Annotated in this window: 23 protein-coding genes and 1 pseudogene; 4 read left to right on the forward strand and 20 right to left on the reverse strand. The window is 46.6% G+C overall.

The window, feature by feature from the left end; genetic code table 11:
* Positions 1–8: 8 nt before the first annotated feature.
* Complete coding sequence (locus NST56_RS21085; RefSeq protein WP_339178980.1) at positions 9–1,436, forward strand: amino acid permease; 1,428 nt, start codon at positions 9–11, stop codon at positions 1,434–1,436.
* Between the two features lie 42 nt (positions 1,437–1,478).
* Here the strand turns inward: NST56_RS21085 and NST56_RS21090 are convergent, their stop codons facing one another.
* The 18 genes and pseudogenes from NST56_RS21090 to NST56_RS21175 form a co-directional block, all read right to left on the reverse strand.
* Positions 1,479–2,780 carry a pyrimidine-nucleoside phosphorylase gene (locus tag NST56_RS21090; RefSeq protein WP_010332494.1) on the reverse strand — a complete coding sequence of 434 codons (1,302 nt, stop codon included), beginning with the start codon at positions 2,778–2,780 and terminating at the stop codon, positions 1,479–1,481.
* A gap of 28 nt (positions 2,781–2,808) precedes the next feature.
* Positions 2,809–3,990 carry a nucleoside permease NupC gene (gene nupC, locus NST56_RS21095; RefSeq protein WP_010332495.1) on the reverse strand — a complete coding sequence of 394 codons (1,182 nt, stop codon included), beginning with the start codon at positions 3,988–3,990 and terminating at the stop codon, positions 2,809–2,811.
* 92 nt (positions 3,991–4,082) lie between these two features.
* Positions 4,083–4,754: a deoxyribose-phosphate aldolase gene (gene deoC, locus NST56_RS21100; protein ID WP_339178983.1), complete on the reverse strand. Its 672-nt coding sequence runs from the start codon at positions 4,752–4,754 to the stop codon at positions 4,083–4,085.
* Between the two features lie 105 nt (positions 4,755–4,859).
* Entirely contained in the window at positions 4,860–5,801 is a 942-nt protein-coding gene (gene deoR, locus NST56_RS21105; RefSeq protein WP_339178985.1) for a DNA-binding transcriptional repressor DeoR, read from the reverse strand.
* A gap of 132 nt (positions 5,802–5,933) precedes the next feature.
* Complete coding sequence (locus NST56_RS21110) at positions 5,934–6,764, reverse strand: DUF1206 domain-containing protein (protein ID WP_229148368.1); 831 nt, start codon at positions 6,762–6,764, stop codon at positions 5,934–5,936.
* Between the two features lie 69 nt (positions 6,765–6,833).
* Positions 6,834–7,946: an ethanolamine utilization protein EutH gene (gene eutH / locus NST56_RS21115; RefSeq protein ID WP_339178988.1), complete on the reverse strand. Its 1,113-nt coding sequence runs from the start codon at positions 7,944–7,946 to the stop codon at positions 6,834–6,836.
* 72 nt (positions 7,947–8,018) lie between these two features.
* Entirely contained in the window at positions 8,019–9,365 is a 1,347-nt protein-coding gene (locus NST56_RS21120) for an MmgE/PrpD family protein (protein ID WP_339178990.1), read from the reverse strand.
* Positions 9,362–10,504, reverse strand: coding sequence for a M20 peptidase aminoacylase family protein (locus tag NST56_RS21125; protein ID WP_339178993.1), 1,143 nt, complete (start codon positions 10,502–10,504; stop codon positions 9,362–9,364). Before NST56_RS21125 ends, NST56_RS21120 begins: the two co-directional genes overlap by 4 nt.
* Positions 10,505–10,519: 15 nt before the next feature.
* Entirely contained in the window at positions 10,520–11,269 is a 750-nt protein-coding gene (locus NST56_RS21130) for an amino acid ABC transporter ATP-binding protein (RefSeq protein WP_168749192.1), read from the reverse strand.
* Between the two features lie 12 nt (positions 11,270–11,281).
* On the reverse strand, positions 11,282–11,956 hold the full coding sequence (locus tag NST56_RS21135; protein ID WP_268504245.1) for an amino acid ABC transporter permease: 675 nt from the start codon (positions 11,954–11,956) through the stop codon (positions 11,282–11,284).
* Positions 11,957–11,978: 22 nt separating this feature from the next.
* Entirely contained in the window at positions 11,979–12,773 is a 795-nt protein-coding gene (locus NST56_RS21140; protein ID WP_339178998.1) for an amino acid ABC transporter substrate-binding protein, read from the reverse strand.
* Positions 12,774–12,796: 23 nt separating this feature from the next.
* Entirely contained in the window at positions 12,797–13,294 is a 498-nt protein-coding gene (locus NST56_RS21145) for a GNAT family N-acetyltransferase (RefSeq protein ID WP_326203849.1), read from the reverse strand.
* 13 nt (positions 13,295–13,307) lie between these two features.
* A complete protein-coding gene (locus tag NST56_RS21150) occupies positions 13,308–14,633 on the reverse strand; it encodes an LLM class flavin-dependent oxidoreductase (protein WP_286059245.1) in 1,326 nt (441 codons plus the stop codon).
* A gap of 188 nt (positions 14,634–14,821) precedes the next feature.
* Positions 14,822–15,040: pseudogene (locus NST56_RS21155) on the reverse strand (hypothetical protein).
* Positions 15,027–16,013 carry a penicillin V amidase gene (gene yxeI / locus NST56_RS21160; protein ID WP_339179003.1) on the reverse strand — a complete coding sequence of 329 codons (987 nt, stop codon included), beginning with the start codon at positions 16,011–16,013 and terminating at the stop codon, positions 15,027–15,029. The pseudogene NST56_RS21155 and the gene yxeI overlap by 14 nt, the downstream one beginning before the upstream one ends.
* Before the next feature lie 151 nt (positions 16,014–16,164).
* Positions 16,165–16,977, reverse strand: a complete 813-nt coding sequence (gene yidA / locus NST56_RS21165) for a sugar-phosphatase (protein ID WP_010332508.1) — start codon at positions 16,975–16,977, stop codon at positions 16,165–16,167.
* Between the two features lie 39 nt (positions 16,978–17,016).
* Entirely contained in the window at positions 17,017–17,577 is a 561-nt protein-coding gene (locus NST56_RS21170) for a hypothetical protein (RefSeq protein WP_168749201.1), read from the reverse strand.
* Positions 17,567–17,989, reverse strand: a complete 423-nt coding sequence (locus NST56_RS21175) for a DUF3255 family protein (RefSeq protein WP_168749530.1) — start codon at positions 17,987–17,989, stop codon at positions 17,567–17,569. The genes NST56_RS21170 and NST56_RS21175 overlap by 11 nt, the downstream gene beginning before the upstream one ends.
* A 104-nt stretch (positions 17,990–18,093) precedes the next feature.
* Between NST56_RS21175 and cotNE the strand changes: the two genes are divergently transcribed.
* Together cotNE and NST56_RS21185 are read left to right on the forward strand one after the other, a co-directional pair.
* Positions 18,094–18,459, forward strand: coding sequence for an inner spore coat protein CotNE (gene cotNE, locus NST56_RS21180; protein ID WP_010332511.1), 366 nt, complete (start codon positions 18,094–18,096; stop codon positions 18,457–18,459).
* A gap of 247 nt (positions 18,460–18,706) precedes the next feature.
* Positions 18,707–19,060, forward strand: a complete 354-nt coding sequence (locus NST56_RS21185; protein WP_326191374.1) for a hypothetical protein — start codon at positions 18,707–18,709, stop codon at positions 19,058–19,060.
* Positions 19,061–19,103: 43 nt separating this feature from the next.
* Here the strand turns inward: NST56_RS21185 and NST56_RS21190 are convergent, their stop codons facing one another.
* Positions 19,104–19,502 carry a hypothetical protein gene (locus NST56_RS21190; protein ID WP_286059243.1) on the reverse strand — a complete coding sequence of 133 codons (399 nt, stop codon included), beginning with the start codon at positions 19,500–19,502 and terminating at the stop codon, positions 19,104–19,106.
* 174 nt (positions 19,503–19,676) lie between these two features.
* On the opposite strand from NST56_RS21190, the gene NST56_RS21195 reads away from it, so the two are divergent.
* Positions 19,677–20,642: an iron-hydroxamate ABC transporter substrate-binding protein gene (locus NST56_RS21195; protein WP_168749207.1), complete on the forward strand. Its 966-nt coding sequence runs from the start codon at positions 19,677–19,679 to the stop codon at positions 20,640–20,642.
* Between the two features lie 42 nt (positions 20,643–20,684).
* Here the strand turns inward: NST56_RS21195 and NST56_RS21200 are convergent, their stop codons facing one another.
* Entirely contained in the window at positions 20,685–21,032 is a 348-nt protein-coding gene (locus NST56_RS21200; RefSeq protein ID WP_339179011.1) for a YxeA family protein, read from the reverse strand.
* Between the last annotated feature and the right edge of the window lie 9 nt (positions 21,033–21,041).

Here is a 21,041-nt window from a genome sequence, read left to right on the forward strand (position 1 = left end):
ACGAGACGGTGGGTCTTCAGGAGAAAAGCGGCCATCAGCTGAAACGGACAATGAAAAGCAGGCACTTATTTATGATCTCATTGGGAGGCGTCATAGGAACAGGACTTTTCCTCAGTACGGGCTATACGCTAAGCCAAGCCGGGCCCGGTGGGACGATACTCGCTTATTTAATCGGCGGATTGATGATGTACCTCGTCATGCAATGTCTGGGTGAATTGTCAGTCGCCATGCCGGTGACCGGTTCCTTTCAAAAATACGCTACAACATTCATCGGGCCATCTACCGGTTTTATGGTCGGCATCATGTACTGGGTGAATTGGGTGGTGACGGTAGGTTCTGAGTTTACCGCATCCGGTATTCTCATGCAGCGCTGGTTCCCTGACAGCAGCGTATGGATGTGGAGCGCGATTTTTGCAGCTCTCCTTTTCGTATGCAACGCATTTTCAGTCAAATTATTTGCGGAAACCGAATTTTGGTTTTCGAGCGTGAAGATTGTCACCATCATTTTATTTATCATCTTAGGAGGCGCCGCCATGTTTGGCTTGATCTCTTTAAACGGGATGGCTGATGCCCCTATGTTTTCAAATTTCACCGGTCATGGAGGATTGTTTCCGAACGGCTTTCTCGCTGTATTTATCGCCATGATATCTGTGAGTTTTGCCTTTTCCGGAACAGAATTAATCGGCGTCACAGCAGGAGAATCCGCAAATCCTCAAAAGGATATTCCGCGCTCCATCCGTAATGTCGCATGGAGGACAGTCATTTTTTTCATTGGTGCCATCTTCGTATTATCCGGACTGATTTCATGGAAAGAAGCAGGAGTAATTGAAAGCCCCTTTGTAGCAGTGTTTGCAGAGATTGGAATCCCTTACGCCGCAGATATTATGAATTTTGTTATATTAACAGCCTTGCTGTCCGTGGCCAATTCAGGCCTGTATGCCTCAACCCGTATGCTGTGGTCGTTAGCAAATGAAAACATGATCAGCTCTCGTTTTAAAAAAGTCACATCTAAAGGCATTCCACTCAATGCCTTAATCATCAGTATGGCTGTATCTTGTTTATCTCTCGTATCCAGTATTGTGGCACCTGGAACTGTATATGTGGTGATGGTAGCGATTGCTGGATTTGCGGGGGTTGTGGTCTGGATGAGCATTGCGCTGTCTCAACTCTTGTTCCGAAAGAGATTTCTTAAAAAAGGGGGGAATGTAAAAGATCTGACATTTCGCACACCGCTTTATCCTCTTATGCCTATAGCCGCTCTTTTATTATGTTCAGCTTCTTGTATCGGTCTGGCTTTTGATCCCAATCAAAGAATCGCTCTCTTCTGCGGAATTCCTTGTATCATCCTATGCTATCTCATCTACTATTTCAGAAAAAATCTTACGAAAGCAAAAAAAATCGAACAAGAGGATTATCAGGTTGATCATATCCTGTAATCAAAACAGCACACCCCACTCAGGATGGGATGTGCTTTATTTTTATTCCGTAATTAATGTATGAATCAGCTTCGGCGCCTTCGCTTCCGCTGCGATGCGGATGTTGTCATAGACTTTCGCGATGACTTCATCGACGTTTTCGCGGTTGGCGTAAAGCGTCACAAGTGGTTCACCTTTTTCTACCTTGTCGCCGACCTTTTTGCGGAGCATGATGCCGACGGCTAAATCAATTTCGTCTTCTTTTGTGGCGCGTCCGGCTCCTAACAGCATGGCAGCAACGCCGATTTCGTCCGCGACGATTTCGGAGACCACACCCGCTTCTTTTGCTGGCACATCAATGTGATAAGCCGCTTGCGGAAGCTTAGACGGATCGTCAACAATCGAGCTGTCACCGCCTTGGTTTTTTAAGAAGTCTTTGAATTTCTCTAGCGCTTTTCCGTTTTTCATGACCTCTTCAAGCTTCGCTCTTGCTTCGTCTAATGTACCTGCTTTTTTCGCAAGCACGACCATTTGGCTGCCGAGTGTTAAGACTAGCTCGTGCAGGTCTTCAGGGCCTTCGCCTTTGAGCGTGTCTATCGCTTCTTTCACTTCAAGCGCATTTCCGATCGCAAAGCCGAGCGGCTGGGACATGTCGGAGATGACAGCCATCGTTTGGCGGCCGACTTTGTTGCCGATTCGTACCATTGCTTTCGCGAGTTCAGCCGCATCTTCCTCTGTTTTCATAAAGGCGCCAGCTCCCGTTTTCACGTCAAGCACGATCGCGTCCGCTCCGGCAGCGATTTTTTTGCTCATAATGGAGCTAGCGATAAGCGGGATGGAATTTACCGTACCCGTTACATCACGCAGGGCGTACAGTTTTTTATCCGCCGGCGTTAAGTTGCCACTTTGGCCAATGACGGCAACCTTGTCGCGGTTCACAAGCTTAATAAATTCGTCCTTAGACAGTTCCACGTGAAACCCGTCGATCGCCTCTAATTTATCAATTGTTCCGCCCGTATGACCGAGGCCGCGGCCGGACATTTTGGCAACCGGCACATCAAGAGCCGCGACAAGCGGTGCGAGGACGAGTGTTGTCGTGTCGCCGACGCCGCCGGTTGAATGTTTATCCACTTTAATTCCCTCGATGGCAGAAAGATCAATCGTTTCACCGGAGTTCACCATAGCCATTGTTAAGTCCGCCCGTTCACGATCACTCATATCCTGAAAATAAATCGCCATGGCAAGCGCGCTTGCCTGATAATCAGGAATGCTGCCGTCCGTATAGCCGTTCACGAAAAACTGGATTTCTTCTGTGGTGAGTTCTTTTCCGTTTTGTTTTTTGATGATAATATCTACCATTCTCATTTTAGTCACCGATCCTTTTCGATTATGTTCAGTAAATCAGACCTACAACTGCCGCTGTTAAAAAGCTGACAAGCGTAGCACCGTATAATAATTTCAGACCGAAACGAGCAACAACGTTTCCTTGCTTTTCATTCAGACCCTTTACAGCACCGGCAATGATACCGATGGAAGAGAAGTTCGCGAACGAAACGAGGAATACTGATACAATCGCTGTTGTGCGGCCGCTGAAGTGAAAACCGTTTTGCGAAAGAGACGTCATAGCGACAAACTCGTTCGATACCATTTTTGTTGCCATAATACTTCCGGCGTTAACCGCTTCATTCCATGGAATACCAACAAGAAAAGCGAATGGAGCAAACACATATCCAAGCAGGTCTTGGAAGGAAATACCGAGTACAGCGTTAAAGATACCATTGATCAAAGCAATAATCGCGACAAATCCAATCAGCATTGCTGCGACAACAACCGCTACTTTGAAACCATCTAAGATGTATTCTCCGAGCACTTCGAAGAAGGATTGTTTTTCTTCATTTTCTACACGGAGCATATCCTCATCTTTTGCGACCTCGTAAGGATTAATGATAGAGGCAATGATAAAACCGCCAAATAAGTTCAATACAAGAGCCGTTACGACGTATTCAGGCTTCAGCATCGTCATGTAAGCGCCGACGATTGACATGGATACGGTTGACATCGCAGAAGCGCAAAGCGTGTACAAACGCTGCTGTGACAGTAAACCGAGTTCTTTCTTTAAGGAGATAAAGACTTCTGATTGCCCTAAAATTGCAGATGCGACAGCATTATACGACTCAAGTCTTCCCATTCCGTTTACCTTGCTGAGGGCAAGGCCGATGTATTTAATAATAAACGGGAGGATCTTCCATTTTTGCAGAATTCCGATGAGTGCAGAAATAAATACAATCGGCAAGAGAACGTTCATAAAGAATGTCGATTGATCCGCATTCACCAAACCGCCAAACACAAAGTTGATTCCTTCTGCCGCATAGCCAAGCAGGTAGCTGAATCCTTGTGCAAATCCGCCTACGAGAAAATTCCCAATCCCCGTATTAAGGAGAATGTAACCGAGAATAAATTGCAAAATGAGCATGACAATAATTGGGCGGACCTTAATTCTTTTTTTGCCGCTGCTCGCGATCCACGCAAGGCCTAAAAACACGATTAAACCGATAATCCCGATCAAATACTTCATATGTGTTTCTCCTTTATTTGTATTCGCTTACATTATTATTTCCCCGGAAAGAAAAGCAGGGCACGGAAAGCAATTTGCCTTCCGTCTGCTTCTTAATAATTGTCTCCGCCGGCTCCGTTCTCTCCTTTTACAATGGAAACGCCTGCACTTGCGCCAATGCGGCTTGCACCTGCTTCGATCATCGTGTCTACATCTTCTTTCGTTCTGATACCCCCGGATGCTTTTACGCCGATATCAGGACCTACTGTTTTGCGCATTAAAGCGATATCTTCCTTCGTTGCGCCGCCTGTTGAAAAACCTGTTGAGGTTTTCACGAAATCCGCTCCCGCAGAAACTGCTAAACGGCATGCACGCTCTTTTTCTTCATCTGTCAGCAGGCATGTTTCAATAATAACTTTGACAAGCGCTTTTCCGGCTGCAGCTTCCACCACACCGCGTATATCCGCTTCCACTGCGTCATCTTCTTTATCTTTCAAAGCGGCGATGTTAATAACCATGTCCACTTCAGTGGCGCCTTTTGAAATCGCATCCTTCGTTTCGAACGCTTTTGTTTCTGTTGTGTTGGCGCCGAGCGGGAAGCCGATGACTGTACATACGTCAACTCCTGTTCCCTGAAGCTCTTTTGCAGCCAGCTGCACCCATGTCGGGTTTACACATACAGAAGCGAATTTGTATGTTTTCGCTTCTTCTATTAATTTCAGAATATCCGCTTTCTGTGTATGCGGTTTCAAAGCTGTATGATCAATTTTATTGGCTAATGTCATCCTTCGCACACTTCCTTTTTTGTTAAGATATTTTTTAGCATAACCGACTTTTGAACATATGTAAATTGGTAATTGAAATTTTGTTCAATGAACGGTCTAAAGGTGTCACAAATCATTAACAAGTGTCCTTGCGGTATGCTGATCAATGATTAACACGTTGGCATACTTTCCTGTTAACGCACCGTGGATCGAAGGCACTTTTCGGCTTCCGCCGGCCACTAATATAGAGCGTTCCTTCAGCCTCAGATCTTCAAGCTCGACGCCTATGGTCCGGTCATTGATGGCGGTGCTGCAAATATTCCCTTCCCTGTCAAAAAACCGCGAACAGATATCTCCAACAGCCTGATGTTTCAGCAATGCTTTCTCTTCTTCGTTAAAATAGCCGAGCCGGAATAACAGCGCCTCGTCCCGGACGGTACCAACTGTAAAGAGAGCGATATTGGCCTGCTTGCCCATCTCGATAATGCGTGCGATATGGCGATCCTTCTCTACCATTCGCTTTACATCGGCGTTATCAAAAACAACGGGAAGCGGGAGATAGCGCGGCATCGTTTGAAAAGCCTCTGCAAACAGCTGAATCGTTTCAGCCGAATAGGTGTTTACCCGGGAATGGCTGATGCCGCCTTTCAGCTGGACGACCTCTACACCCTTAATTTGCTTTGGCTGCATGTTTTGCGCGATCTGATACATGGTGGTTCCCCAGCTGACGCCGACGATGTCGCCGTCTTTTACCGTTTCATGCATATATTCTGCACCGTAACGGCTCAAGTCATGTGTGATTGCTGCATAGTCCGGTGTCGGAGAAAACACAACGTGTGCTTCGAGAAGCCCATATTTCTCTTCCAGCATCGAACCCAGCGCATCTAAATCTTCAAAAGGGTCCATCACGCGAATTTGGACAAATCCTTTTTCTTTTGCGTATTGCAGCAATCGGGAAACGGTCGGCCTTGAAATGCTGAGCTGCTCTGCGATTTGCTGCTGACTGTAGTCAGACTGATAATAAAGCCTTGCCGCTTCTATGCTTAATTGTTGTTTTTCCCGATCCATTCCGCACCTCCCTTGGATCAGTTCGTGGTGAACCTGCTTTCGATTTGCTTTTATTATACAGGCTGGCAACGGCTTTCATCCACCTGTTTTATGAGAAACTGAAAAACGCTCTGGCACAGATCTGCCCAGAGCTTATTTTTCCCACTTCATATATTGATAAATGCCTTTCATGATGGCGTATATTCCATATAACACAAGCCCGCACGCCAAGAAGATCAGAATCAGTCTGCCATGCGGCTGCTGCGCGAGTTCAGCGAGCGCCCCGTCAAAGCCTCTTGTGTCGTCTGGATCAGAAGTAAGAGCGGTTTTTATGAGAAAGAAGCCGATGGCTGAGAAAATAATAGCACGGGCGATGTTGCCTGCGCGTCCTGTGTTTTTTGCAATACATATCATTTCTTTGCTCATTTTTGACGTATTGAATTCTTTCATAAAAGAAGCACGGATACCTTTTATGAATTGAACCACTGCAAATAGGAAAAAGCCCGCTCCTGTGAGTCCCGTCAGCCACTGCCCAAACGGCTGCGCCAATATATAAGCAGACCACGTCTGTTCTGAAGTGCTGCCGCTCCCATGATCAAAGACAAACCGAAGGGCATTCCACGCAATTGATGCGTATACGGCGGCACTGAACAAATTTCCCGTTCTTCGTGACAGGCCCCTTCTTCCTGTGCCGTGGCCCTCTGTATCCTTAACCGCACTCAGCACCATCCATATGACATACCCGATGAGTCCGACTCCGATGAAGAAAAGCAAAATCGACCCAAACGGCATGCGTGATAAGGTTTGAAGTGCCCCGCTTGAATCCTTTGCCCCGCTGCCAGAACCGGCAGCCGTCATCAATGCCAGAATGCCGAGCAAGATAAAAACACCGCCGAATGTAAAATAACCAAGCCTTCCGAACCGCTTTATCCAAGGCTTGGATTCCTGTTTTATTTTAGAGATGCACTGGTCCTTCGCATCCATGTGCCCAACCCTCTTTCCGGAATCGTTACTGTATCATTTCCCTAATGAGGAGAGTTGAAACAGCCTTCCTCAGTTTTGTTTAAGAGAGTCTTGTCTTTGCTGCCCGGCCGAATAGGCGGGCGTGGCCCACGCAGCTGCCGCGACAGCTGTAATACCGCCAGCTAATTTCCCGATGATCATGGCTGCTGCCATTTCTTTTTTCATTCCCGCCACAAAGCCGAGGTGGCTGCCGAGCACAAAGGCGGCGCTGACCGCAAACGCGACATTGATAACCTTTCCTCTCGGCGTCATGTCTTTTAAGGTGGCGAGCATTGGGATATGGTGTGCCAAAGAAGCAACCATTCCTGCTGTCGCTGCCTGATCTAGGTGTAATACTCTGCCCAAAGTATGGAGCTGTTTACCAAAAGCTTTTGTGATAAAAGCTGTCAGCGGAAAAGCGCCCGCTAATACAACCGCGATGGTGCCTACGGTTTGTATGCCTGTTTCAATCTTTTCGAGGCCTGGTATCAGTAAAATGCCTGTCATCGTTTCAATCGAGACAGCAACAAGCCCAATGATCGCAACAATACTGACAGCCTTCCCAAAAACGTGAAATACACGGATTGTCTTGTCGGTGTAGCGCCATAATCCAAAAGCGATACCCGCAGAAAAAAGAATGGGAATCAGAATGTTTTTCAGGATCAATCCCATCTCAAAACCCGCAGCTACTCCACCTACGAAGCATCCGATCGGTACAGTGCACAGTCCAATTAAAATACCTTTTGCAAAATAGGGGTGATCCTGTTTTTCAATCATGCCAAGAGCGACAGGAATGGTGAACACGATTGTCGGCCCCATCATTGTCCCCAGAAATACCCATGAAAACACGCCCGCGTCCGGATCTTTCGCCATTTCTGCTGCCAGCGCATAGCCTCCCATATCAATGGCCAGAATGGTGTTGGCAAAGGAGGATGGATCTGCGCCAATGGCGGCATAGACCGGGGACACGACGGGAATTAGTATTCCCGCAAGCACTGGCGCAAGCGACACTATCCCAACCATTGACAGCGCAAGCGGCCCCATGGCCTTAAAGCCTTCCGCAAACCGCTCGCCAAGCCCCCACCTGTTTCCCAAGCAATAATCGGCTGCTCCCAATAATAAAAAGATGGCCAGAATACATACAACCGCATCATTTACCGTCATGGCCTTTCTCCTTTTTCAAACGTAAGATTTGGCTTTATCATATCATCTGAAGGAGGGGATGGGAGGCGGATTCTAATCTAAATGCGATAAAAATTCTTTCATGTCAGCGCGCTCAATGGCTCCTATGATATGCTCTGCTTTTTGCACATCACTTGGCAGCGCTGATTTCAATTTTTCTTTTACATCTTCTTTAGACAGACCGTTTCCGGGGGCTCCCTTTGGGCAGTCCACACGCGCTTCACATATGCGGCCATCTGATAAAAATGCACGAACAATGGTGAAACGGCCTTTTGGAACCGCTTGAGAGGCTGGCTGAATGCGATTGTCATACACACGCTGAATATGGCGCATTGCGGCATGCATGTGATTTGGTATCGGGTCGCTGTTGAAATGTTCAACAATCAGCTTCTGTCCGTGCAGGGCAAGGGCAATGACATATTCAACGCTAAAGCGGCCTTCCTCTCCTGTTTTTGGTGATCTTGCCGTTAACGCAGCATCTCCGCCAGGCGGAAAGACGACTTCAATCCGTTCTGTATTGTCAGCAGAAATAGCTTCCTGAGAGATAAGCTGGCGAATGGCATCTGCCGCGTGGTGTGCCGCGGAGCAGAATGGATAGATTTTAAACCATAGCCCTGGCTTCACGATTCTCCATGGTTCGCCCCAATGGCTTAACAGCGTGGTTTGCGCCTTGTCTACATCACCGTATAGGCCGAAGAAACCTTTTTCTCCATCCAATGCCGTACGAGTGCCTCCAACATCAGATTGGGCCAGCTTAACAGCAAGCAAGCCTGATTGAGCTGCCAGCCCTGCGTGCAGCGGTTTCATTTCTGTACCGAATTGCACCCTCATTCCGGCAGACTGCGTTGCGGCAAAACCGATTGCTTTTTCCAGTTCTTCTTGAGTGAGTTCCTCCGCGTACCCTACAGCACAGGCGGCAGCTATGGCTCCGAGCGTTCCCGTATTGTGCCAGCCTTTTTCATAGTGCAGGCTGCCAATCGACTCTCCAAGCCTTGCCATCACTTCCACACCGACAATATAAGCGCCAAGAAGCCGCTCGTCACTTTCGCGAGCGGCAGCTGAAGCAATGAGTGCCGGCAAAATCACTGCACTTGGATGTCCCCTTACATCGGAATGGACATCATCGAAATCCAGAGCATGGGCGATAAATCCATTGAGCAGCGCAGATTGTAATGGCGCTGCCTTTTTTCCTTGCCCGATAACAGGGACAAGGGGCGTGCCGCCTTCCTCTTCGATCAGGTGCAAAAGCTTTTGAATGCCTTTTTCTTCTCTTCCTGCGAATGATGCGGCTGTAAAATCAAGCAATCCCTTTTTGGCTTCACGCATCGCGTCAATGGCGTCCTCAGGTTGTGATAATCTTACAGCCTCAGCAAGACCTGCTGTCAGTTCTGTTCGGATCATTTGGTTGACTCCAATACAAGTACAGCCAGCTCAGCAAAGTAGCTGGATGCAACTTGCAGTGCGTCTTCATCCAATGTAAACGCCGGATGATGCCACTCTTCTGTGCCGTTTGTTCCCATCCAGACAAAGAGGCCAGGAATTTTTTCTTGATAAAGAGCGAAGTCTTCTCCCCCCGGGGATTGCTCCGCTTGCACCGTTTGATAGCCAAGCCGTGCCGCAGCTTCGGATGCCGCGTTTAAAAATGTGCCGTCATTCTGAACGGACGGCAAATAAGGAAACCACCGGAATTCGGCCTGTGCCCCGTAGCCCGCGGCGATTCCTTCAGCCACTCGTTTCATATGCTCGGGAACGGCCTTTCTCGCTTCTTTTTGGAAGGTGCGAACGGTGCCTTCCATCTCAGCCTGGTCCGGAATCACGTTCCATGAACTGCCTGCCTGTAATCTTGTGATGCTGACAACCGCGTTTTGCAATGAGCTGATATTGCGGCTGACCACAGATTGCAGGCCGCTGATAATTTGTCCTGCTGCAGCGATTGGATCAATACTGTTATTTGGGATACCGGCATGTCCGCCTTTCCCTTTCACAACAATCTCAAATCGGTCAACACTTGCCATGAGCGGACCTTCCTTTATCCCAATGGTGCCGACAGGCAAATCAGGCTTATTGTGCATGCCAAAAATGGCGGAAACATCATCCAGCACGCCTGCTTCTATGACTTTCCTTGCTCCTGCGGCGATTTCTTCCGCAGACTGAAAGATAAAGCGGACTGTGCCTTTCAGCTTGTCTCTTCTTTTATTCAGCAAAATCGCCGTGCCGATGATGGAAGCGGTATGAAAGTCATGCCCGCACGCATGCATCGTGCCGTCTATTTTAGAGGCAAACGGCAGATTCGTTTGTTCTTGGATCGGGAGCGCATCAATATCCGCTCGTATCGCAATAACGGGACCGTCTTCCTGCCCTTTGATTTCGGCAATCACGCCAGTCTCTAATTGAGGAACGTCAACAATATCTATATGTTCTTCTTCAAGCCAGCGGCGAATTTTTTTTGTCGTTTCAAACTCTTGGAATGACAGTTCAGGGTGTGCATGAAGGTCACGCCGCATATTGATTAAACGTGTACGAAACGTTTCTTCGGCCATTCTTCTTCTTCCCTTCTAAATAAGCTCTGCAGGCTCTCCCACCTGCTTGATAAATCGTTTTGTCCGTTCGTTTTTCGGATGGTCAAACAGTTCTTCAGGCGTTCCCTGCTCGATAATATGGCCGTCCGCCATAAAAATCACTTTATCTGCAACCTCTCTTGCAAATGCCATTTCGTGCGTGACGATGATCATTGTTGTTTGTTTTTCAGCAATCGATTTGATGACTTGAAGCACACCCGCCACAAGCTCAGGGTCAAGCGCCGAAGTCGGTTCATCCAGCAAAATCGCATGCGGATTGACCGCTAGTGCCCGCGCGATGCCGATTCGCTGCTGCTGGCCGCCGGACATTGTGATCGGGTAGCTGTCCGCTTTATGCTCTAAACCGACCTGCTTCAGAATCTCCATCCCAATGCGGTTCGCTTCATCGCGTGATTTTCTTTGAGCCGTGAGTAAAGCCTCCGTAATGTTTTGCAGGGCGGTTTTATTTTTGAACAGATTGTAATTTTGGAAGACCATGGCCGTTTGCTGACGGAGCTGGTATGCTTCCTTGCGTGTAAACTTTTCCGCGTTCAGCTTGGCTTCTCCAATTTCAATGATGCCTTGATTGGGACGCTCCAGTAGATTCAAGCACCGAAGAAGCGTTGATTTTCCGGAACCGGACGGACCGATGATTGCCACCACTTCTCCGCGTTTGACTTCAAGGTCGATTCCGTCCAGCACGACCAGATCTTTAAACGCTTTGCGTATATTTTTTACTTTTATCAACTGATTTCACCTCTAAGTCCGGTATGGCTTGCTCATAGTGCGTTCAAACAAGTCCTGCAGAATGCTGTAAATGATTGTAAGAACCCAATAGACAATCGCAACCGCCAAATAGGTTTCAAAATACTTCAGATTTCCCGATGCATACATCTTACCTTGCGCAAACATCTCCATGACACCCAAAGTAAATGCCAATGAGGTTTCTTTTAGGAGGCCGATAAATGTATTACCCGTTGCCGGTATCGCATTTCTGACTGCCTGCGGAAGGATAATTCGTCTGTAGGCCTGAAGCTTCGTCATACCGACAGACAGGCACGCCTCCAGCTGACCTTCATCAACAGAGTTGAGGGCAGCGCGGAAAATTTCTGCCAAATAGGCGGCGTTTTTTAAACTTAAACCGATAATGGCAGCTGTGAGAGCTGTCATCTTGCTCATCTCCGGAAACAGCTGCGGCAGCCCGTAATAAATTAAGAACAGCTGCACAAGTGTCGGCACGCCCCGGAAGAATGAGATATACAGCTTTGACAGCTGATGAAGCACTGGAATTTTATTCTTTGTAATGAGTGCGAGAATAAGTCCGCCGATAATCGCAAAAACCATGGCTGCTACAGCCATAAACAATGTAATCGGAAGGGCCTGAATTAAAGTCGGGAATGCTGAGATCATGAATTCCCAATCAATCGTATTCATTCTGGTGGTTCACCGCCGTTTCTTAATGCTTCTGTTCTACTGTGATATCTTCGTTAAAATATTTTTCTGAAAGCTTTTTAAGTGTTCCGTCTTTGCGCAGGTCATCGAGCGCTTTATTGACTTTTTTACGGGTCTTGTCGTGCGCGTCATCCTTGGCAAATGGGAATGCGACTTGTTCGTACACAATCGGATTTCCGGCAAGCTTCAACGGCAAGCCTGTTTTCTTAATTTGCGCGATCAGCACACTTCGGCTGTTTACGTAAGCGTCCACACGTCCGTATGCGACATCCTTCAGCGTGCCTTCCTGTGTCTCGTATGTTTTGATATTTATTTTTTTGTCAGGATCTTTGCTTTCAAGATTTTTCGCGTGATTTGAACCTAATACAGCAGCTACTGTCTTTCCTTTTAAATCGTCTGCTGATTTGATGTCATTGTTGTCTTTTTTGACGACAATCTGTGTTCCTGCATAAGAGTACGGTTCTGTGAAGTTGTACATGTCCTTTCGTTCATCTGTCACCGCTACCTGATTGGAAATGGTGTCAAGCTTGCCTGTTTGAAGCTCTCCCATCAGACCGCTGAATTCGAGCAGCTTCCAGTCCAGTTTCATGCCGATTTTCTTTGCAACAGCTTCCATTACTTCTACATCAAAACCTGTCAGCTTTCCGTCTTCTTTATAAGCGAACGGGTAGCTCTGACCGGTCGCACCCACATGAAGTACGTTGTCATCCTCTTTACTGCTGCTGTTCCCATTGCCGCAAGCTGATAGCACGGCTAATAACGCAGCAACTACCAGCACAGTCCATTTTCTCATTTTCATTTGATTTTCCCGCCTTTTATCTTTTATAGGTCATGTCGCAGTTGTTTTTTCATATAGACTGTCATATGTCCTTTGCCCAGATCCTGCTGGCCTGCTCGGACATATCCTTTTCTTTCGTACATCTCAATCAGCCACGGGTGCTTATCCGCTGTTCCAAGCGATACAAACGGAACCTTTAACGTATCCCGTAGGATGGTCTGCTCCAGCCATTGAAGCAGCTTTGTCCCGACTCCCTTTTGTCCGGTTTCAGGATCAACAGCGAACCACCAGATATGAGGAACGCCATACGGTCCAGGCTGCTGTCCCCAAGGCATTCTTAAGGAGATGGTCGCAATGATCCGCCCGTCTTCTTCCATGACGTAACAGGCGTTTTTTCGGATATTGTTTAAGACCAGATCTAGATCGGCTTGGGCCGCGGCAAAACGAATGCCGAGATTTCGAATCGGTTCATAGGCGCGCCTTGTCAGCTCGAGCAGCTGTTCGGCATCACGTTCAGTTGCCAGGCGATATTGCGTCTTCATCGAGCGTTCCTCCTTACCTCGCATAACGGTTTACCGGTTTTTCTAAACCGAAATGCTCTCTCAATGTTGTGCCTTCATATTCTTTTCTGAACACGCCGCGCTCCTGTAAAATCGGAACCACTTTGTCAACGAACAGTTCAATTCCTTCCGGAAGAAGCGGGGGCATGATATTAAATCCGTCACAAGCTTTATGATCCACCCATTCCTGCATCTTGTCGGCAAGCTGTTCCGGCGTTCCGACAAAAATGTGATGGCCTCTGGAGCCTGCAACGTATTTGTAAAGCTCACGTATCGTCATATTGTCCCGTTCAGCCATCTCTTGAACAAGCTTAAATCGGCTCTTCACCGCGTTGGATGCATCCGCGTCAAGCTTTGGCAGCGGCCCGTCAAGCGGATAAGCAGACAAATCAATTCCGCCTAAATAATTCTGAAGGATTTGCAGACCGACAGATGGAATGATTAAATCCTGAAGCTCTTGATATTTAGCCCGCGCCTCTTCCTCAGTATCCGCGATGACCGGAAAAATGCCCGGCATGATCGCGATTTTTTCAGGATCGCGGCCAAACTCGGCTGCCTGCTTTTTAATTGATTCATAAAATTCCTGTGCCGATTCCAAATGGTTTTGTGCCGTGAAAATCACTTCAGCCGTTTTGGCAGCCAGCGCTTTCCCGTCCCCTGATGAACCCGCCTGAATCATGACAGGCTGGCCCTGCGGCGACCTTGAAACGTTCAGAGGCCCACGGACTGAGAAATACTCTCCTTTGTGGTTGAGCTCGTGCATTTTTTCTTTATGAAAGAATTCACCTGTTTCTTTATTGCGGATAAAGGCGTCCTCTTCCCATGAATCCCAGAGTCCCTTTACGACCTCGACAAATTCCTCTGCCCGCTGATAGCGCAAGTGGTGTTCGAGATGCTTTTCCCCGCTGAAATTCAGTGCCGTTGACTCAATGGATGAGGTCACGACATTCCATCCGGCACGGCCGTTAGACAGGTGATCCAGTGACGCGAATTGTCTGGCAATGTGAAACGGCTCGCTATAAGTAGTGGAAGCTGTCGCAGTCAGGCCAATGCTTGATGTCACCTGCGCCAAAGCGGAGAGCAAAGTAAATGGCTCAAACCTTGTTAGCACATTTGGATGCGATTTGCTGTCAATTGACAGGCTGTCTGCTAAAAACAGCATATCCAGCTTGCCCCGCTCTGCTGTTCTCGCCAGCTCTTTAAAATAATCCAAGTTCATGCTCGCATCCGCAGGCGCGTCCGGATGCCGCCAAGACGCAACATGATGGCCGGTTCCCGCAAGAAAAACTCCTAATTTGATTTGCTTCTTTTTGCTTGTCATGACGTTACTACTCCTTTTATCATGTTTTAGGCTGAAAAGTCCGAAAAATAAACTCCTATATTCCTAGTTGTTTAATGTGAATAAATCAAAATGTACATTTGTATGGCGAGTTTGTCAATGAGTTGAGATCAATTTTTTCTATACAAGCTGAAGAGACCCTTGCGTGAACATGATGGAATAACATTGGTTCATTCAACTAGTGCAACCTCCATAACGGCAAAGAAACTGAGTCTGATGAAGCAGCGACTCAGTTTCTATCCAAACATTTTATAGAAATGCAGTTTTTAACATTTCCTTTGCCTTTTCTTCTCTTTTGCAAACCGCCTATCGTAACTATCTAATAAAAAAACAGCTGACTCCGGATTCAAACCGGAATCAGCTGATTGATGTGAATTAATTAAGCTCATGAATACTTTCTTCTGCTTTAGCAGAAAACACTTTAGGCTCTAAGCAGTCAAGGTCTTCATGAAATAAATTTACTTTTTGGATTTGCCGATTGTCATAGTGGTGGAAATAATAGTTTCCAGTGTCGTTGCACATCACGGAAGTATATTGCGTATAATCGATTTCATCTTCCTCCGTTATCACTGCGCCCTTGGGTATCGTCATATTCGCCAAAATTTGAAAAGCGGCTGTTACCCCTTTCGTTTCATCGGCCGCCGGCTCTAGATGTTCTTTCAAATAAACAGCTCTGACAAACCGGGAAGGCGGTGTATAATCCCCCGGAAGGCCCACAGTCCCAGAGCCTTGGCCAAAAGCGGACAGCGGTAATCCGCCCATCTCCTTGCTCTCTAATTGCTTCGGTCTGATTCCAATATATTGCCGCAAATTGGTCACATGCCATAAAAAGTCGGGGCTGTTCGTCATGACACCAGGTTGATTGTCATAGACTTTGAGGCCGTCTGCTCTCGGTTCTATCGTCAGGCTGCGTCCCGTCCGGTCTGACAATATCCAGTGAAGCGGTAAAACTGTATCCAATAGATCTAATTTTTTCTCTACAATCGTTAAAGATCGAATCTTTTCTTTCACGTCTTCCAAAGACTTACAGACTGACAGCACCCATGTCACAAACTCATGCGGGGCAATGTGAACGGTGTCTTCCCGTATCGTTTTTTCGTACTCCGCATAGCCCGGAAAATAAAGTGCAGCACACGATAAACCGTTTTCATTAACACCGTCTGCAAATAAAATATTCCCAAGTTTTCTCCCCATACCGATAAAAGCGTACTGTGTCTGATGGGCCTTTCCGTCAGCTTCACTACTCCAACTGTAACGGCGCGGATAGAGAATCACCTCTGTCCCCAGCTGAAATGCAAAATCCATTGTTCTTGCTAATACATGTTTACGGTCAGCAGTTTCCAATGTAAGACTTGTGCACATTTGATCAGTCCCCTTTTCAATTCAGATTAATATCATACATATTGAGAACGAATTGGTTTTATCAGCATAACGAAAGTCAAATCGATTCGTCAAAGAATTGACATTACATCTAATAAAACGAAAAAATCCAGCCTTTAGAAGGCTGGACTTTTTATTTAGCCAAAACAAGCTCGTGAATCGCATGTGCAACGCCATGTTCATTATTAGAGCGCGTTTGAAAGTTTGCGGCCTCAAGCACTTCCGGAATGGCGTTTGCCATGGCAACACCGCAGCCGGCCCATTCGATCATTGTCAGATCGTTGCCGTTGTCGCCTATGCTCATGACTTCAGCCTGCTCGATTCCGAGCAGATTCGCCAGCTGACGCACAGCATTTCCTTTGCTTGCTTCCGGATGCAGAATTTCGTAAAAGAAAGGCGCGCTTCTGACCATCGTATACTTTTCTCTCACGTCTTTCGGTATCGATGTAATGACGTGGCTTAAGTGCTCTGGTTTATCAATAAACATCACTTTCGGAATGAGAATGTCTTTAGGCATCTCCTCAATTTTGCGGTAATGAAGCGGCACCTGTGTCACGTACGACTCATATACGGTAAATTCGCTGATATCACGGTTAGGCGTATACAGGTTGGCTGAGTCGAAGAAGTGCATCGGTGTCTCCAGCTCTAAGCTCAGGTCATATAATGATGCCAAATCATCATATCCTAGAGACAATTCCGTCACCACTTCTTTTGTATGCGTATTTTGGACAAGCGCCCCGTTATAGGCAATCACATAGTCGCCTTCCTCAATTAAATTGAGTTCATCTAAGTATCTCCGAACACCCCCGATAGGCCGGCCGGTGCAAAGGACAATTTTTACCCCTTCCGCTTTTGCGGCATGCAGCGCGTCACGGACCTCCGCCGTCACTTCATGATGATCATTTAAAAGTGTTCCGTCCATATCGATTGCTATTAATTTGTACATTCTGCATCTCCTTCGTGTCGTTTTCAGGCTATAGTCCCATCATATCGTTTTTTCTTTTTGATATTCAACCGCAAGAGATGATTTTCTCCTGTTTCTGTTTAGACGTCTGCCTTGTCTCCGGATCCGCGTGCGCGGCTTGCGTTTTCTTTCTGGAGCCTTTTCGCCGGTTTCTGCTTGTTTCTGTTTCATCAGCAGGAAGCCGGCAGCTAAAAATGGAATACCCGTGATATTGAAGATGGCAAGCTTCACACCCGCCGCCGTCAAAAAATATGCCCAAGAAGATGAAGGGTTCCGTCTGATCATCACATAAGCGGCTATTTCGAGAATAATCATGATCGCATGCAGCACTAAACAATACATAAGCAATACAATCACAAAAAACAGAACATAATTCACCAGTGCGCCCGAGTACATCATAGAACGCAGCATTTGCATAAATGATAACGACTGCATCGACCCGTTAATGACATTCGGATTGTAGATCGTATAGCCACTAAATAAATGTTTGATTTTGAGAAAAGCCCATAATACGAATATCCACTGAATGATATGTAAAATAAGGCCTGTCACCACTAGACTTTCCGCTTTTTTATTTCTCATGTTTCTCCTCCTTGCCGGCCTTTGACTCGATTCTTGTCATCGTTTTGGCCTGACCATTTTGTTCCCATATCAACGTTCCGTCTCTTCCTCTTTTCAGTTTGCTTTTGAGCGGATAATAGGAGCCAAGGTACTGGATCTCAATGGAGCCGTCAGTGCTTTGAGACATCACCTTGTATTCCATAAAGGGTAGCTGCACCTCTCCTCTCCCTTCAATCACCTCCGTCTCCAGCACCTTGTCTTTGGTAAATGTGACCGTTGCTGATTTCACGCCGTCCGCGGGACCGGGGGTAATGCCCTCATCCCACGTTCCGTAATAAAACGGCGTCTCTTCTTTTGGCTGCTGGCAGCCCGTAAGCATGAGACATACAGCAGACAAGAACAAAATGATAGGTCCTTTTCTGCACAATGTCATCACCTTCCTTTCTGCCCCTTTTTAGGCGAATGCCGTGGCACTGTGCCAATGACTACATAGATTATAAGGAATTCACCCACATTCTTTTTAAGGAGATTGATTACATGAACCCTTATCAATATTACAGCCCGCAGCTCCCTCAGCAGGAACCTTACTATAGCCAATATGAATACAATCCATATCCGCAGCAGGATGTATACCAGCCATACCAGACGGACAGACAGCCGGCATTGGAAAGAAGAATTGCTGCGCTTGAACGGCAAAACGAACAGCAGACAAGAGAATTAACCCGTCTGTCGAATGAGGATCGCCGTCAAAACCGGGAAATTGCAAGGATGGCCGATCAGGTCAATCAGCTAAGCCAGGCTGTTGAACGCCATACACGCCGCTTAAACCGGCTCAATCAGCGTCTCCGTACGGTAGAAAACAGATTAAATATCCCATTTACTGCGGGCGAAGGCGGTTTCTGAAGCAAGAAAAGAAAAAAGCGGAATACGATTCTCCAGATGTCGGAGTTTCGTTTTCCGCTATTCTTATGTGCAGGGCGGGACATTTACATAAAAAGGGTTTTTACAAGTATACAATTTTTGCCGATGTCATTCAAAGGATGAGGGGTGCAAGGAAAATAATTGTAGTTCTCCTTTTGCCGAATTTCTTCTGGTTCGGGTTGCATGATAAGACCGACAAATGTCAATTGAACACATGGAGGGATTATACATGCACAATCCGCAACACAGTCTGCAGCAGCTGAACCAATGCCGCCAGACAGCGCAGCAGCTTATTCAGCAAACACAGCAAAGCAGCAACCAATATCGTCAAATGCTTCATCAAGAGCAGCAAAACATTCAAATGCTGCAGCAGATCCTCAATCACGAACAACAAGCTGCACATACCATTCAGCAAGCGCTGCAAGGGCATGACGCAGCCATTCAAAAATGCCAGCAGGTTGTCAACATGTGCAACCAGATGCAGCAGGAACTCAATGGACAATCAAGTATGATGAATACAAATGTATCTACACTTCCATTCGGCCAAAACACGCCATTCCACCAGCATTCCTATCAGCAGTAGCAAATAAAAAGCTCAACACAATGTTTAGTGTTGAGCTTTTTTCTTACCGGTCTTTGCGAATATGTATATCTTGGATAGTCTGTTTCGGCGCATGAAATCTGCTCTCGGCTTCACTTCTTGCCTCGGCAAAGGCCCGTGCCTCCACATTGTCTTTGTAGACATCCAGCTGAATCAAATACAGCGGACGCACTTTAAAACCGTGAATAATGGTCACAGCCCACAACGGGAGCACAATAAGTAGTCCGGGCGGGTCAGGCAGCACGAAAGCAAATGCAAATACCAAAAAATAAATAATTCCGTACATGATCCACTTTTTATTTCTCACCTTGATGCCAATAAATAAAAAGGCAAAAAAACTGGTAATGGCAAAAGGCATGAAAATAAACAGCATCCACCAGCTATGAAGCCATTCCCACGCGGCACCTCTTTTTGTGATTTCCATATTCTCCTCCTCCTATTTACCTATAATAATCGATAATGAATACCGCGTCACTTGTATAACAAAAACTTTTTCCCTTTAAAATAGTGATAGACGGAGAACAGGTTTCTTGCTATATTATTAGTTGATAATGATAATCATTACTAATGAACGAACATACATATTGGGGGGTTCTTGATGAAAAAGAACATATTGCTCGCAGGCATGCTGGTGCTGCTTCTCGTGTTTGTCAGTGCTTGCAGCGGCACGGCTTCGAAAGGAAGCTCAGGTGATTCAGCTTCAGATAAGACAGAAATGAGAACATACAAATCAACAAAAGGGAACGTCAACATTCCTGCACATCCGAAACGCATCGTTACTGATTTTTATGCTGGGGAATTGCTGTCTGTCGGGGCGAATGTGGTCGGCTCGGGCTCATGGTCATTTGATAATCCATTTTTAAAATCAAAGCTGAAAGATGTAAAGGATGTTGGTGATCCGATCAGCGTCGAGAAAGTCATGGAGCTTCAGCCTGACTTAATTGTTGTCATGAATGAAGAGAACGTCGATAAATTAAAGAAAATCGCTCCAACCGTTGTCGTTCCTTATAACACCGCAAAAAACATCGAGGATACCGTTGCAATGTTCGGAGATATTGCGGGCGCCAAGGATAAAGCAAAAGCATTTATGGCTGACTTTAACAAAAAAGCGGAAGCAGCCAAAAAGAAGATTGCCGGCGTCATCGACCAAGATGCGACCTTCGGCATTTATGAAAACACAGACAAAGGCGAATTCTGGGTCTTCAATGACAATGGCGGTCGCGGCGGCCAAGCTGTATACAACGCGCTTGGGTTAAAAGCGCCTGAAAAAATTGAACAAGATGTCATCAAAAAAGGAGAGATGAAACAGCTCTCTCAAGAGGTCATTCCCGAGTATGCCGCAGATTATATGTTCATTACGGACTACAATCCGAAAGGCGAAAGCAAAACACTCGACAAGCTGAAGGACTCCTCTATCTGGAAAAACCTAGACGCTGTCAAACATAATCGCGTGTTTATCAATGACTTTGACACGTTCTACCCGTACGATCCGATTTCTGTCAGCAAACAGGTGGATATCATCACCGACATGCTGATCAAACGGGCCGAAGAAAATAAAAAATAAAGAAAATGGCACAGTTATGACACTGTGCCGTTTTTTTATGATTCACTTTAATGCTGACTGTACGGAGTGCGGCGTATCTTCAAACCTGACTTCTTCCCAAGTCTCGACATACTTTCCTTTTGCCTTCACCTTCAAATACGCGTTCTTTCGAAGGTCTTTACCGGCGAAAAAGGTCACTTCTTCTTTTTTTCCGGATGCATTGTATCCGTCTAATGTATACTCAGTACCGCCCGGGCTAAGATGTCTGCCATCTCGATCAATCTGGACATAGACATTTTGCTGGTGAATAAACGGATTAAACCTGTCTGTAACATCGTTATGAAAAAAGAGAAGCCCGCATATTGCGGCAGCGGCCGCTACGACGGCCAGGATTGCCAATGCTTTTTTCATCTTTGCACG

Source organism: Bacillus sp. FSL R5-0560 (assembly GCF_037966305.1).
Classification (GTDB): domain Bacteria; phylum Bacillota; class Bacilli; order Bacillales; family Bacillaceae; genus Bacillus; species Bacillus mojavensis.

Bases quoted from the DNA above. Each gene is read 5' to 3' on its own strand.
- NST56_RS21090 (WP_010332494.1), bottom strand. From the start codon at position 2,780: ATGAGAATGGTAGATATTATCATCAAAAAACAAAACGGAAAAGAACTC.
- nupC (WP_010332495.1), bottom strand. From the start codon at position 3,990: ATGAAGTATTTGATCGGGATTATCGGTTTAATCGTGTTTTTAGGCCTT.
- deoC (WP_339178983.1), bottom strand. From the start codon at position 4,754: ATGACATTAGCCAATAAAATTGATCATACAGCTTTGAAACCGCATACA.
- deoR (WP_339178985.1), bottom strand. From the start codon at position 5,801: ATGGATCGGGAAAAACAACAATTAAGCATAGAAGCGGCAAGGCTTTAT.
- NST56_RS21110 (WP_229148368.1), bottom strand. From the start codon at position 6,764: ATGGATGCGAAGGACCAGTGCATCTCTAAAATAAAACAGGAATCCAAG.
- eutH (WP_339178988.1), bottom strand. From the start codon at position 7,946: ATGACGGTAAATGATGCGGTTGTATGTATTCTGGCCATCTTTTTATTA.
- NST56_RS21120 (WP_339178990.1), bottom strand. From the start codon at position 9,365: ATGATCCGAACAGAACTGACAGCAGGTCTTGCTGAGGCTGTAAGATTA.
- NST56_RS21125 (WP_339178993.1), bottom strand. From the start codon at position 10,504: ATGGCCGAAGAAACGTTTCGTACACGTTTAATCAATATGCGGCGTGAC.
- NST56_RS21135 (WP_268504245.1), bottom strand. From the start codon at position 11,956: ATGAATACGATTGATTGGGAATTCATGATCTCAGCATTCCCGACTTTA.
- NST56_RS21140 (WP_339178998.1), bottom strand. From the start codon at position 12,773: ATGAAAATGAGAAAATGGACTGTGCTGGTAGTTGCTGCGTTATTAGCC.
- NST56_RS21145 (WP_326203849.1), bottom strand. From the start codon at position 13,294: ATGAAGACGCAATATCGCCTGGCAACTGAACGTGATGCCGAACAGCTG.
- NST56_RS21150 (WP_286059245.1), bottom strand. From the start codon at position 14,633: ATGACAAGCAAAAAGAAGCAAATCAAATTAGGAGTTTTTCTTGCGGGA.
- yxeI (WP_339179003.1), bottom strand. From the start codon at position 16,013: ATGTGCACAAGTCTTACATTGGAAACTGCTGACCGTAAACATGTATTA.
- yidA (WP_010332508.1), bottom strand. From the start codon at position 16,977: ATGTACAAATTAATAGCAATCGATATGGACGGAACACTTTTAAATGAT.
- NST56_RS21170 (WP_168749201.1), bottom strand. From the start codon at position 17,577: ATGAGAAATAAAAAAGCGGAAAGTCTAGTGGTGACAGGCCTTATTTTA.
- NST56_RS21175 (WP_168749530.1), bottom strand. From the start codon at position 17,989: ATGACATTGTGCAGAAAAGGACCTATCATTTTGTTCTTGTCTGCTGTA.
- cotNE (WP_010332511.1), top strand. From the start codon at position 18,094: ATGAACCCTTATCAATATTACAGCCCGCAGCTCCCTCAGCAGGAACCT.
- NST56_RS21185 (WP_326191374.1), top strand. From the start codon at position 18,707: ATGCACAATCCGCAACACAGTCTGCAGCAGCTGAACCAATGCCGCCAG.
- NST56_RS21190 (WP_286059243.1), bottom strand. From the start codon at position 19,502: ATGGAAATCACAAAAAGAGGTGCCGCGTGGGAATGGCTTCATAGCTGG.
- NST56_RS21195 (WP_168749207.1), top strand. From the start codon at position 19,677: ATGAAAAAGAACATATTGCTCGCAGGCATGCTGGTGCTGCTTCTCGTG.
- NST56_RS21200 (WP_339179011.1), bottom strand. From the start codon at position 21,032: ATGAAAAAAGCATTGGCAATCCTGGCCGTCGTAGCGGCCGCTGCCGCA.